Annotated in this window: 12 protein-coding genes; all 12 read right to left on the bottom strand. The window is 52.9% G+C overall.

The window, feature by feature from the left end; translation table 11 throughout:
• Positions 1-191: 191 nt before the first annotated feature.
• Positions 192-1,667, bottom strand: a complete 1,476-nt coding sequence (locus tag AC5JLP_RS06090) for a hypothetical protein (protein WP_496067027.1) — start codon at positions 1,665-1,667, stop codon at positions 192-194.
• Positions 1,668-1,977: 310 nt separating this feature from the next.
• On the bottom strand, positions 1,978-2,250 hold the full coding sequence (locus AC5JLP_RS06085) for a DUF5340 domain-containing protein (protein WP_496067026.1): 273 nt from the start codon (positions 2,248-2,250) through the stop codon (positions 1,978-1,980).
• Between the two features lie 110 nt (positions 2,251-2,360).
• Positions 2,361-3,278, bottom strand: coding sequence for an indole-3-glycerol phosphate synthase TrpC (gene trpC, locus AC5JLP_RS06080; RefSeq protein WP_496067025.1), 918 nt, complete (start codon positions 3,276-3,278; stop codon positions 2,361-2,363).
• Between the two features lie 301 nt (positions 3,279-3,579).
• Entirely contained in the window at positions 3,580-4,128 is a 549-nt protein-coding gene (locus AC5JLP_RS06075) for a hypothetical protein (RefSeq protein WP_496067024.1), read from the bottom strand.
• A gap of 85 nt (positions 4,129-4,213) precedes the next feature.
• Positions 4,214-5,788, bottom strand: a complete 1,575-nt coding sequence (gene lpdA, locus AC5JLP_RS06070) for a dihydrolipoyl dehydrogenase (protein ID WP_496067023.1) — start codon at positions 5,786-5,788, stop codon at positions 4,214-4,216.
• A gap of 370 nt (positions 5,789-6,158) precedes the next feature.
• Positions 6,159-6,536, bottom strand: a complete 378-nt coding sequence (locus AC5JLP_RS06065; protein ID WP_496067022.1) for a DUF8632 family protein — start codon at positions 6,534-6,536, stop codon at positions 6,159-6,161.
• Positions 6,537-6,546: 10 nt separating this feature from the next.
• Entirely contained in the window at positions 6,547-7,959 is a 1,413-nt protein-coding gene (gene argH / locus AC5JLP_RS06060; RefSeq protein ID WP_496067021.1) for an argininosuccinate lyase, read from the bottom strand.
• Positions 7,960-8,205: 246 nt separating this feature from the next.
• Positions 8,206-8,487 (bottom strand): hypothetical protein, encoded by a 282-nt coding sequence (locus tag AC5JLP_RS06055; RefSeq protein ID WP_496067020.1) that lies wholly within the window; start codon positions 8,485-8,487, stop codon positions 8,206-8,208.
• A 134-nt stretch (positions 8,488-8,621) separates the two neighbouring features.
• On the bottom strand, positions 8,622-9,647 hold the full coding sequence (locus tag AC5JLP_RS06050) for an adenosine deaminase (RefSeq protein ID WP_496067019.1): 1,026 nt from the start codon (positions 9,645-9,647) through the stop codon (positions 8,622-8,624).
• A 55-nt stretch (positions 9,648-9,702) separates the two neighbouring features.
• Positions 9,703-9,864 (bottom strand): hypothetical protein, encoded by a 162-nt coding sequence (locus AC5JLP_RS06045; protein WP_496067018.1) that lies wholly within the window; start codon positions 9,862-9,864, stop codon positions 9,703-9,705.
• A gap of 24 nt (positions 9,865-9,888) precedes the next feature.
• A complete protein-coding gene (locus AC5JLP_RS06040; protein ID WP_496067017.1) occupies positions 9,889-11,421 on the bottom strand; it encodes a PP2C family protein-serine/threonine phosphatase in 1,533 nt (510 codons plus the stop codon).
• Between the two features lie 360 nt (positions 11,422-11,781).
• Positions 11,782-13,293, bottom strand: a complete 1,512-nt coding sequence (gene ftsY / locus AC5JLP_RS06035; RefSeq protein WP_496067016.1) for a signal recognition particle-docking protein FtsY — start codon at positions 13,291-13,293, stop codon at positions 11,782-11,784.
• Positions 13,294-13,591 lie beyond the last annotated feature (298 nt).

The following is a 13,591-nucleotide window of genomic DNA, read 5'->3' as shown; positions in this document are numbered from 1 at the left end:
TGTCTCAATCTAATCCAGTTACTAAAAAATGAAGAAACGTGTGCGTTTGCCCTAGTCACAGTTGCATCAAGACGGGTCTTGGGCTTAGGGTCTTGGGCTTAGGGTCTTGGGTGTGGTGAATTGATGATTAAGCTGCCCATTCAGCAGGCAGAAGCATGGATGTGGTAGAGGTTTGCTCTTGGCAACTGGGATTACGATCGCCGCGTTTTGTGGTTGCGACGGCGGAGCAGAAAGTCTGGTAAATCGACTTTGGGTTCACGGATGAGAGAAGCTTTGGACGGTAGCCCTGGGCCACCAGGTTCGATGGTTTCCTCAACGGCTATTAATAGAGCCGCTAGTGCCGCTGATAACTCAGCCGGGGGATCTGGTAAAGCTTTTTCCAGGAGAACTTTCAGGTTGAGCACACCACTTTGACCACTGAAGCAACGGTCTTTCCAATGTTGAATCGCGGTTTCATACTCACTGGCTTGCTGCGCCTGCCGTAAGATTTGCTCTTGCATATCATTGGTCTGGCTTTCCAGTTCTGCAATGCGAGCCTGTTGGCGATCGCGCTCTTCTTCAAGTTCCTGGCACGCATGTCTAAGCATGGCTTGAGCGGTCGTCTGCTTAGCGGCCTGTGCTTCCAGTGCCGCAATTTTGGCATGGGCAGTCGCTAAATCCGGTGTCACGGCTGAAGCATCTCCCGCAGCCGCATTGACTGGAGCCGCGATCGTACCTGTTGTGCGGTTGTGTGCAGGAGCCTGTTGCAGACGAACCAGCAATGTCTGCTGCTCTTGTAAGGTTAGCTGCGCCTGCTGTAGCTCACCCTCAAGTTGCCTGAGCGCCATCTGGCGATCGTTGAGAATGAGAGAGAGTTCGTTCACTTGAGCGTGCGCCTCTGCCAACCGCGCGGTTAACCCTTCAGACAATGCCTGAGTTTCAAGCCGTTGTGATTCGGTGCGCGACGACGGTGTGTGTATCGTTGCTTGCACCAACACCAACCGTTCCTCCAGTTGGTGTTGGTGCGCCTCCACCTCTGTACGATCGCTCACAAGCTGGGTCTGCAACTGCTCTAGTGCCTGCTGTTGCATCTGGTTGAGCGCTTCCATCGTGTGCAAAAGCGCCTGCAAAGATCGATCGCGCGTTTGCATCTCAATCAACTGCACGCTCAATGCCTGCTGCTGTTGCGCCAACTGTAGCTTTAAGCGCCCGATCGCCTGCTGCTGAATGTTAGAGATTTCTTCCGTCGAGGCAAGCTGAGCTTCGAGGAGGTGCTGATCAACGACTTGCAGCCGCATTTCGCGTAACGTACTGACCGACTGGTCAAGCGCTTGTTCTAGATGGCGAATGCGTTCAATTTGCTCATGGGAGAGCGATCGCGACTGCCCCAATTCTGTCTGTAGCGCAGCTTGCTCTTGCTCCCATTGTTGGCGCTGAGACTCCAGCGCAGCAGCAGCGTATTGGGTGAGGGTCGAGATAAACCCAGGATCGATGGCGGTAATTTCTTGATGAGCGGCAACCCAGGTCTCTAAGTAGCATTTCAACAACTCTGTGCTCTGAACGCAGTCTGCTCCGCCGATCGCACGGGTGGCTCCGGCATTGAGCGCGACAGTATCCAGCAGGCTCTTATCGTCAGAGTGTCTACCCTCCGACAGCAAAGAACTACAGGCTAGATTCGGTTCAGACACACAGGACCTCCCGAAAACGATGAGCCGGGTTCAGGCTCCACGATTCAACACTTTAAGCGCCTTCTTGAGCAACTTCAGACGTAGCTGTTTGAGAACAAGCCCTGAAGCCAGCGTTGATCATCCATCACCTCAAAGGCACCAGACCGACGCTAGATTGAATCTAAAGTAATGGATTAAGTGCATAATCGCCACCGTAAGTGATACCGTTTGCAACAATTTGCGGATGCACGATCGCACCCTGTCCTTGCTTCCGTCAACAGCCAAAGCGCTGGCAACGTATATAGCCCTGAAGCGTTCTGTCGCTCAGGCGCTACTCTTTTTGTAGACTAAGGATTGCTTCAGACAGGGCTTGCTCAGTCGTGAGGTTGTTGAGCGACCAGCGGTATTCGATCGGTAAGTGATGGCGCTCGCAGTCTTCTTCTAGTTGCTTCTGAAGCGCCAGTGCTTTACGAAGCGTGATGATGAGTTGGTGTACTTGAGCCTGAGAAGGCGATTGACGACCCACAGCAGCCATTGTCTGTCGCTCTAGAAGCTGAAGCAGAAGCTCGTAGTGAATATGAGATGGAAGAGGAATGGGTTCCATGAAACCTGATTACCTTATAGCGTGAATCAACCGAGCAAAAGGCTCGAGGCCAGCGTTAGAGCGGTTATGCAAGCAGGCTGTACACTCGCCTGACATCCGATGACGCCCTGCTAAGAAACGTCAGTTGTGTCTGAAGCACTGGCTGCTCCAGAGACAAGTTGTGTAAGTGCCAAGCCTGGGTCAGGTTGGCGCATCAGCGCTTCGCCCACCAGTACCGCACTTGCACCAGCCGTTGCAGCAAACTGTAAATCGTCAGCCGTGTAAAGACCAGATTCACTGACAACCAGAATATCGCGCGATCGCAACTGTTCTCGACGATCGCCCAGCAAGCGGCGCGTGGTTTGTAAATCGACCGAAAAATCCTCTAGATTGCGGTTGTTGATCCCAATCAGGTTAACGCCATCCAGCGCCAGTACGCGATCAAGTTCAGCTAGCGTATGTACCTCAATCAGAGCTGTCATCTCTAGCGCTGCGGCAATCTTCAGAAAATACTGGAGGTCTTTATCCGACAAAATCGCCGCAATGAGCAGCACTGCGTCAGCCCCGTTGACCCGTGCCAGATACATCTGATAAGGGTAAATGACAAATTCTTTGCACAGCAGCGGCAACTGGGTCACGGCGCGGATCTGGGCAAGATAATCAAAACTACCCTGAAAGAATTTTTGATCCGTTAAGACCGAGAGGCAGGTTGCACCCCCTTGCTCGTAGGAACGGGCGATCGCAACGGGATCAAAGTCTTCTCGGATAATCCCCTTGCTAGGAGATGCTTTCTTCACCTCAGCGATGACAGCGGGACGGGTTTTACTCTCCTGAAGCGCCTGCAAGAATGAGCGGGGCGGCGACAAATCTTTGACTTGTTTTTGCAGCTCTAATAGAGGCACGCGATCGCGCAGTTGGGCAACTTCTGCCTCTTTCTGCCAAACAATTTCCTCCAAAATATGGCGAGGGGCCGCATCAGGAACTTTTACCTGGTAGCGTAACTCCTGCACGGAAACCGCAGGATTCGGTGGGCGACGACGGATCTGCATCGGTGGCTTGAACGCGAAGGGAACAGGATGGGCGATCGAAACAATGCTTGACCATTGCTCGATAGAGGGAATAGATAATGCTCTTGATAGCGTAACCTAAGTCTGGAAAGGTACGGGGAAGAAATGTGCCAAGCCGCACAAAATTGACACGATTTTTAAGGGGCAGGGAAGAGGGCTTTGAATTAAGCGTCTAACTTCTCACGCCCAATTGCATCTTGAGCGACCCACATCTATTCGCTAACCGCTACAGACGATGCCTGCATCACCCGACCGCTCTCAACGGTCAGGAGGTCTGTCAAAGCTATGCAAAATTTAACCACCTAGCAACTTCGTACACAATTTCATTTGAATTGTAGTCATCTTCCAAATAACCGCAGTAGTGGTCAATGACCATTCCAAACTCAAATTGGCATCCAACAACAGCGATAAAATCATCGGCGATCGACCACAGATAACTAAATACGCTCTGTGCCCAACCAGCTTCGACAACGAATGCTGGATATTTACCAACCGTACCAATGGACAAATAGGAGAGTGTGTTGGGAGCTACACCATCAATCTGTTGAACGAAAGTGAGCGCCTTTTGGGAGCAAGCAACCTTAGTAAAGCTGTAATAAACTGGACAGTAATGAACAGAGCGAGTTTGAGTGCCGCTCCTAATACCTAATGCAGAAATGGGTAAGAAGCCTGCAATCACCAGGTCGGATTCAGGAGTATAAACACATCGAGCAGTACGCAGTGTCGCCGAGATCGATGGGGAAAGCGATTCGAGCAGCAGGGCGCGATTACGGCGCTGCCGATTAGCAGAAGCTTTAATAGAAATCAGTCTGCGACGCTCACGGGAATCCATACATCACCCGAATCTGCTGCACGAAGTTGTTTTGGCTTGCAGCTTCCCCCCACTCTCTACTCCCCATTCCCCACTCCCTTCTTCCCTAATGCACCGTCACCGCCCGCTTGTACGCTTCATCCAGCACTTCCGACAGCGTGGGATGGGCATGCACCAGGAACGCGAGGTCTTGCACGGTTTGCCGTTGGGCGATCGCGTTTGCCGCTTCCTGGATGAGGTCAGAGGCATGTAGCCCAAAGATGTGAACACCCAGCACTTCGCCCGTATCCTGACGGTAAATCACTTTTGCCACGCCTTCGGTTTCGCCTTCCGCGATCGCTTTTGCGTTGCCCTTAAAGTAGGTGCGAACAGCGGTAATTTCAAAGCCCTCTGCTTTACCTTTTTCCTTCGCGGCGGGTTCCGTCAAGCCCACGAAACCAATTTCGGGATGGGTGAATGCGGCTGCGGGAATGCTGTGGTAGTCAACCGCACGGGGACGAGCGCAGATATTTTCTACCGCTGCTACGCCCTGAGCAGAGGCCGCATGAGCCAGCATGAGTTTGCCCGTTGCATCGCCGATCGCCCAGAGATGGGGAACAGGTTCACCACCTACAAGAACAGCCATGTGGTCGTTGATGGGGATATAGCCCGGCCGCACGGTTTCTACGCCGACTGAATCTAGCCCCAGCTCTTTGGTCAGCGGTACTCGTCCAGTGGCAACCAGGCAAGCATCGACTTCCAGGACTTCCACAGTCTCCTTGGCTTTGACATCTGCCAGTTCAATCACGACTGGCGAACCGGGTGTAATGCGTTTTGCCAGCACACCGACTTTCGTTTCGATGTCGCGGGGGGTGATGAGCACGCGTTGGGCAAGTTTGGCAATATCGGGGTCGAATCCCGGCATGAGTTGGTCGAGCGCTTCGATGAGGGTAATTTCGCAGCCCAGTGCCGAGTATACGTCGGCAAACTCCAGGCCAATGTAGCCACTGCCCACGATCGCAATCCAGGACGGCAAGGATTCTAACCGTACAGCATCGTCACTGGTAAAGACCGTCTTGCCGTCTATTTCAATACCCGGTGGCACAAAGGGTACAGAACCCGGTGCCAGCATAATATCTTTCGCGGTGATGGTCTTTTCGCCGTCTTTCGTAGCAACCGACACCTTTTGCACTCCGGCAATTTTGCCCCAGCCGTGAATCGTGTCTACGCCCAACCGCTTGAGGCTACCGATGAGCGCTTCTCGCTGTTTGGTGACAATGCTGTTGGCGTGGTCTGCGATCGCTTGTCGATCGAACGCCACATCGCCTAATTGAATGCCCAGTGCTTTGAGGTGAGGTGCGTCTTGTAACTCGCGCACCCGTCCCGATGCTGCCAGAAGCGCTTTAGAGGGAATACAGCCTCGATTGACACAGGTGCCACCCATATCGGCAGCTTCGATAACGGCTGTTTTCAGCCCGCAGCTTACCGCGTGGATGGCCGCTCCGTGCCCACCAACTCCAGCTCCAATGATGACCAAATCGTAATCGAATGACTGACTCACATCTCTCTCCTGTTCATTACCTTCCATTGTCGGTTGGAGAGGGGCGATCGGACAAGGGAGGGATGTAGCTTGCTTCCGCTTTGCAGTGGGATGAGAAATGAAAAAAGTGGCTCCAGCACATTCCGAATTGGGTCGAGCCATCTTTTTAACTGGTCGAGCCATCTTTGCAGTGAGTCGAGTTATCTTGAAGCTGAGTTAAGCCATCTCTGCACTCAGTCGATCGAGCTTTTTGCCGGGTCGAGCTATCCCGGCACTCAGTCGAGTCAGCTTTTTATTAGCTTGAGCCATCCCAGCACTCAGTCGAGCAAGCTTTGGGCTGAGTCAGGCCAGTTCTATACCTGGTCGAGCCAGCTTTTTGCTCAGTTGAGCTATCCATGCACTCAGTCGAGCCATCTTTTTACCTGATCGAGCAGTCCCAAAACTGAGTTGAGCAGTCTTTGAGCTAAGTCCCGTAGTTTCTGCACTCGGTCGAGCGATCTTTTGGCTAGCTGAAGCGGTCTCGATCATTGGATCAAGCCATTTTGATGCGGAGTGTGGACTGGTATGCTTGACCAGGCACAGGCTGGTGCTGCTCTGGTCGATCGCTGTGCCACCAGTTCCTCGTAGCATCCGGTAAGTTGACAGCGTAAAGGGTAATGATGATCGGTTCCTGCAAGCCCTGTCCTAAAATCTCGACGCTGTAGGAGGGATGCTTTTTAGTCGCCAGATCTACAATGAAGCGTTTGCCAATCCGCCGCCAGCTTGGTTCTTTGCCGCGCCACTGAAGGCGACAGCAAGGCCAGGGTAGCTGTTCACGATCGAACAGGCGACAGCAAGGCCCAATGACGCGGTAGCTGAAGTGGCAACCGGGGCTAAAGAAAACCTGCCCATGCTGAAGTGGGTGAGACATTGCGCTAGAATCACGAACCGAGCGTTGCTTTAGCGTTTTGCAGCGCCTGCCGTACCTGAGCGAATCCTGTGCCCCCGTAGCTGTTGCGGGCAGAGACGACCTGTGCAGGCGCGATCGCAGCGTAGATATCTGATTCAAACGCAGGATGGATGGCTTTCCATTCCTCTAGCGTCAGATCTTTCAGCAGTTTGCCTTGAGACAGAGAGGTCTTCACAACTTTACCAACCAGATTGTAGGCTTCCCGGAAGGGCACGCTTTTGCCTGCCAGGTAATCTGCCACATCCGTTGCGTTAGAAAAGTCCTCATTCACTGCTTCTTGTAGCCGGGTCACGCGAAACTCCAGCCCTTCTCCCAGCAGAATGGTCATGGCTTCCAGACACCCTTGCACCGTGACAACCGCATCAAAGAGGGCTTCTTTGTCTTCCTGTAAATCTTTGTTGTAGGCAAGAGGCAAGCCTTTCATCAGCACCAACAAGCCTTGAAGGTGCCCAAACACTCTACCCGTTTTGCCACGTACCAGTTCCGGCACATCTGGATTCTTCTTCTGCGGCATGATGCTAGAGCCTGTAGAGCAGCTATCTTTGAGGGTGACAAAGCCAAACTCTTCCGATGCCCACAGGATCACTTCTTCGGACAGGCGACTGAGATGCACCATGATGAGGCTGGCTGCACAAAGAAATTCGATCGCAAAGTCACGATCGCTCACTCCATCCAGGCTATTCGCGTAGACCCCGCCAAAGTTGAGTAGTTCAGCCGTGTAGTGGCGATCGATGGGAAAGGTCGTCCCAGCTAGCGCACCCGAACCGAGCGGCGAGATGTTCACTCGCTGATAGATTTCGCCGAGCCGTTCCCAGTCGCGCTGGCTCATTTCAAAATAGGCCAACAGATGATGAGCCAGACTAAGCGGCTGTGCCCGTTGCAGGTGGGTATAGCCAGGGATCAGCGTTTCGACGTGCTGGTCTGCCAGCGTCACTAAGATCGACTGGAACGATCGCACCCGCTGACGAATCTGTTGGATCTGGTCGCGCAGATACAGGCGCGTATCTGTGCCTACCTGGTCATTGCGCGATCGAGCCGTGTGGAGCTTTTTGCCCACATCCCCCACAATTTCGGTGAGACGACGTTCCACCGCAAAATGCACATCTTCCGCCTCCACACCGGGAATAAACAACCCCTGGCGGTACTCTTGCCGTACCTGTTCCAGCCCGTTCACCAACTGCTCTCCTTCAGCCGCTGGAATGATGCCTGTGTGCGCCAGCATCCGTGCATGCGCTTGCGAACCCGTCAGGTCGTATTCAATGAGTTGGATGTCGAACCGAATGCTGGCGTTAAAGACAGCGATCGCGGGGTGTAGCGCCGTCTCAAAGCGCTGGCTCCAGGTGGAAGGGGGATTTGCGGCTGTCTGAGAGAGGTCTTGGTTCAAGGCAATCCTCAGGGTGATGAAAAAGATGGATTTTGGGCGTTTGGATGCATGAACATCACAACACGTTGACGATGAGGTCAAAAGGACTGACGCAAACCTCGGAGGTTTGGCTCAGGAATCAAGCATCGTCATTCAATGTCGTCGCTAAACCTCCGAGGTTTTGGTCTGACGAACGTTACCCAGATAACGATTACAAAAGCGCTTTATGCCTCTGCCGAAGACGTGCTTCTAAAATAAATGAGTTGCTTAGCCAAAAGACGTAAACGTTTTGACAAAATAGCCAAAAATAATACCAATCAGAAAAGCCCAGACCTGCCCTGTTTTGACAAAGTTATTGAAGGCTTTTTGCACATCACCTGCTAGATCAACCTGTATTTGTTTGTCGCCCATCGCTGCCAGGTCGATCGGCAAGTGCCAGTGGGCTGGTTGTAAGACATTAAGCCAGGATGCGTCAACCCAGGATGTATCAAGCCAGTAGGTTGGTTCCACAAACCAAGTCACGACATCGGGTATCAAGCTAATGACCATTGCCCCTCTCTCCCCTTTCTAATAAATGCAAACCAGCGTGCACGTTTATCTTACAAGACTGAAAGGATACCAGAAAACAATCCTGGCGATCGGACACGCGAATACACATCAGTCTGGCAGCATCCCTACTGACGTTAGGACAGGTTGCCGATCGCGCGGCCTGCTGTTGCCATAAAGCGATCGACCTCAGCTAAGAGCGTCGCCTTCGCTTCAGGTGATAGAAATGCGGCTTGAAAGCCATTGCGGCTTAATTGATGCATCTCAGTTACGGTGAGTGCCAGATGATCTCGAATCGCCTGAAAATTCTCGGCAAGGTACCCGCCAAAGTACGCTGGGTCATCTGAATTGACGGTCACACACAGCCCAGCCGCCAGCAGTTGCTTCAAATTGTGCGTTGCCATGTCATCAAAAACGCAGAGTTTGACATTCGAGAGTGGGCAAACCGTGAGGGGAATTTGGCGTTCTGCCAGATAAGCCACCAGTTTTGGATCTTCCAGGCACCGCACACCATGATCAATCCGCGACACCTTCAAGAGTTCCAAAGCCTGCCAGATATACTCCGGTGGCCCTTCTTCTCCCGCATGCGCCACTGTGAGAAAGCCTTCTGCGCGTGCCCGATCGAACACGGCCTGAAACTTAACGGGGGGATGACCCATCTCAGACGAATCCAGCCCCACACCCACTAACCAATCTTGAAATGGCATCGCCTGCTCTAGTGTTGCCATTGCCGACTCGGCGCTAAGATGCCTGAGAAAGCTACAAATCAACTGCGACGAAACGCCTAGCTGCTTGCCATCGACCAGCGCCTGGTAAATGCCATTGATGACAGTGGCAAACGGAACACCCCGATCGGTATGCGTTTGTGGATCAAAGAAAATCTCGGTATGGCGAATATTCTGCGCCGCGCATCGCTCCAAATACGCCCAGGTCATGTCGTAAAAATCTTGTTCGTGCAGCAGCACCCCTGCCCCGGCATAGTAAATATCCAGAAACGACTGTAAGTTACTAAATTGATAGGCATCGCGAACTGCCACCGCTGAGGGGTAGGGCAGAGCAATCTGGTTGCGCTGAGCGATCGCAAACATCAATTCCGGTTCCAGTGATCCCTCAATATGAATGTGTAACTCAGCCTTGGGTAAGTCACGAATCCATGTGTCCATCCCTTACTCTCCATTGCAGCAAGTAGCGGTCAGCGATCAGCCGTCAGCTTGCACCTCATGTCGATCGCTGGTTCAGCCGTTTGGTCTGGTTAGCATCGCCCATCCCGATCGTTGCATGTCGTATCACCGCGAACAAACGACATGAAAAGTTGGTAGGGGCGATCGTCCGAACCCGCTCACGATCGCTATGTGCCCCCTTTGAACTGATCAACAGCATCAGAGAAACGCTGACCGCTAACTGCTAATCTGCCTCACCTTTGACCTTCATCACGATCAGCGTCATATCATCCACATTGCGGTTCGCCGTGCCCGTAAATTTTTGCACCTGGCTGAACAGGTACTCCAGGATGGCTTGTGGGTGTTCGCAGTGTTGGCATGCCCATTGGAAGGCTTGTGTCAGGTTCTCCTCATCAAACCGCTCACCGCTCTGGTTGGCGGCATCGGTAAATCCATCGGTGTAATAGATCAGCGTGTCGCCGGCCTGAAGCTGAACCTGGGCATCTTGATAGTGGGTATCGGCATCTAGTCCGATCAACATGCCAAGGGTATCCAACCGTCGGATTGTTTTCGTAGCCGCTTGCCACAGTAGCGGTGGGTTATGCGCGGCATTGCTGTAAGATAGCAGCCGGGTCTGGGGGTTGTATTCCGAATAAAACAGCGTGACGAAACGATTGGAGTTTTCCAGATCGGCGTACATGACGCGGTTTAAGTGTTGCAGAATACGAGCAGGTGAGTGTCCGTTCAGGACTTCTGCTCGCAGCATACCCCGTGTCATGGTCATGATGAGACCCGCAGGCACGCCTTTGCCCATCACATCCCCGATCGCCACACTCCATCGTCCGCCTTCACTGCCACCATCTTTTTTAGACCGAATCTGGTCGTAGCTAGCAGGAATAAAGTCGTAAAAATCGCCCCCAACTCGATTGGCAGATTGGCACCGGGCGGCCAGTTCAACGCCCTGAATTTTAGGACACGATCGCGGCAGGAGACGCAGTTGAATCTCGGCTCCAATTTCAAGCTCACGATCGAGACGTTCTTTCTTGCGGAGTTCAACGGTAAGCTCATCGTTTTCGATCGCCACTGCCGTCTGATCAGCCACCAATCGCACAAGCTTCTGTCGGGTTTCAGTCCAGTTATATTGCGGGTCGCGGCTAAAGACATACAGCCGTCCGCGCTCAGTGTTCTTTACGAGAATGGCTGTGCCAAACAGCTGCACCCCAGCGCCCAAATAATGACTAACCTGATGATCGAGCGTAGCAATCGTACTGGGTGTAAGCGCGATCGCCTCTCCAGCAGCCGTGGGAGGCAGGGAAGACGTAACCTGTCGCGTTGCCGTTTCCAGCGCCTTGCGAATGTCCTGACACCAACGGCTATCTTGACAATGCAGTCGTTCTAAACGCACCTGTCCGTTCGGTTTAAACAGCAACAGTGCGCCTCCATCACTGTCAGTGACCCGGCTCGCCATCAGGGGAATCAGCTCTAAAAACTGATTGAGGTTGTTGAAGCTCCGGAGTGCAAAGCCCAGCGAACTGAGCAAATCTTGAATTTTGTGCTGCTCACGGTTAAGTCGCGCCACCAATTCTTTCAGCGCAAAAACTGGCGTAATTTCAGGCGTGCTACCTCCTGCACCTGCGCCAACGGTACCGCCACTAGGAGAACGTGCAGGCAGTCGATCGCGCGCACCTTCCGTGGCAGGCAGATTCGTTACTGAAGGCGGAGTCGTTCCAGCATCCGGTCGTTGTGATGGCTGTCGAGGAAGAGGCACAGCAGTCATTTGAGATCAAGGTGAACAAACGATCACCGCGAGAGCAGGCTGTTGCATTGTGCAGATGATTCTAGCGATAAGTCTCTAGAACCGTCGGTAGGTGTCCTAGCGTTTGAATGGGTGCCCAAACCTGCGCATAGTTTACCAACGTTAGCAGATAAGCTCTCAATTGATAACGTGATTTTGACTTACTCTAGTGAATTGTTGGGAAGGGTGAGGGGTGAGGGAGAGAGTTTTGAGTTTTGAGTTCCGATTCCTGCCTTTTGCTATCAGCGGTCAGCCATTAGCTTTCAAGGCTCATCTGTCCAGCTTGCCTCTAATAACCAACGACTAGCAACCAACAACTTCTGCCTTCTGCCTTTTACCCTCTTATCCATTCAACAGCGCTTCAACAAACTCATAGCTAGAAAACGGTCGTAGGTCTTCGATACCTTCTCCAGCACCAATGAAGCGGATGGGTAGACCAAGTTGTTGAACGATCGCCAGCGCAATGCCACCTTTGGCAGTACCGTCGAGCTTGGTCAGAATGACTCCGCTAAGCTGGGCGGCTTCGGAAAAGACTTCAGCCTGACGCAGACCGTTTTGCCCAAGCGTAGCATCCAACACCAGCAGGGACTCAACGACCGCATTTTCTGATTTTTTGTCGATGATGCGGCGAATCTTGCTAAGTTCGTCCATCAGGTTTTTCTTATTTTGCAACCGCCCTGCTGTGTCCACCAGCAGTAAGTTGGTATCGCGTGATTGGGCAGCCGCGATCGCATCAAAGACTACAGCAGCGGGATCGGTATTTTGCCCCGGATTGGCGATCACTTCGACACCGCTACGACTGCCCCACACTTTGACTTGTTCCACTGCGGCCGCCCTGAAGGTGTCAGCGGCGGCGATCAAACAGTTGTAACCAGACTTTTGGGCAATGTGAGCGAGTTTGCCGATCGTCGTGGTTTTGCCCGCACCGTTGACTCCCGTAATCAGCCAGATGTTGAGGGTGTCATCTTCGGGTGCAAAGAAGCGGCTTTTAGCGTTTTCTAGCGGGGCATCCAGCATATCGCGCAGAATTTGCTTCAGGTAAGTAAGAGCCGCATCTGGCGGTAAGGTTTCCTGTCGTAGCTTGCTTTGCAGTGCCTCAATAATGGCATCGGTTGCCGCCACGCCCACGTCCGCTTGCAGCAGGACGGATTCGATCTCCATCACGGCATCTTCGTTGAGCGGCCCCTGCCCGACGATCGCCCGCAGTTGGTTGATCAGCCCTCGTCGCGTTTTGTCTAAGCCTTGCCGTAGCCGCTTCAGCCAGGTGATTTCTTCGAGCGACACCTGATCGGGTCGCCGCCCCTGCGCTGCCAGCACCTCCGATGACCAGAGAAAGCCTTCGTCTAAGACAAACTCAGGCTCAGCAGGGGTCTCAGCAGGGGCGGGGGTTGGGGTGGTGTCTGGAGAAGCGATCGCGGCTTCTGGCTCTGGTGCGACAATCGCGGTTTCTTTGAGCCGTTCTAATCGCTCCAGCCGCTCGGCTTCTGCTTGCGCCCAGAAAGGCAGAGGTGCCGTTGAGACGGTCTCAGACGTGGTTTCTGAGACAATCGGTTCGACTTCAGAGACGACGGCTTCTGTTGTCAGAGGTTCTACAGCAACGATCGCCTCATCAACCGTTGCTACCTCAGTAATTTCTGGCTCGATCGCCTCAGTAGATTCGTCTACAGCCTCTACTGGCTCTGTTTGCTGCCGCTTCTGGATATTTTGATACGCCGCTTTTGCCCAGTTCAGGTAAGCTTCAGCAACAACTGGCTCCTCTTCATTAGCCGCTTCTGGCTGCACTGGCTCTGGTTCTGCGGCTTGAGTATCCTCAGTTTTAGGGTCGTATTGCCGACGAAACCAGTCAAACGTCATTGCCTTTACCTGAATATGATGCGAGTTGGAACGACAGCGTTGAGCTTACAGACTTGAGTTGAAATCGATCTTAGTGCGATTGACTCCGATCGCCTGACCGCGATCGCTGACAACAAATGACCACACCGATCGCCAGATCGACTCTACTCAACCGTGCTGATTCAACTGTAGGGAAAAATGGTTGAAAAGCCCATAGCTAAAACGACAAAGCTTTTCCTTGCTGCGTTTCGCAACATTGGTCAGCCGTCAACCGTCAGCCTTTGAGTTTATGAAGCGGTCAGCTATCAGCTTTTAGCCC

Source organism: Stenomitos rutilans (assembly GCF_059505485.1).
Note: the sequence above shows the minus strand (reverse complement) of the source record. Positions and strands in the feature narration are given on the sequence as shown.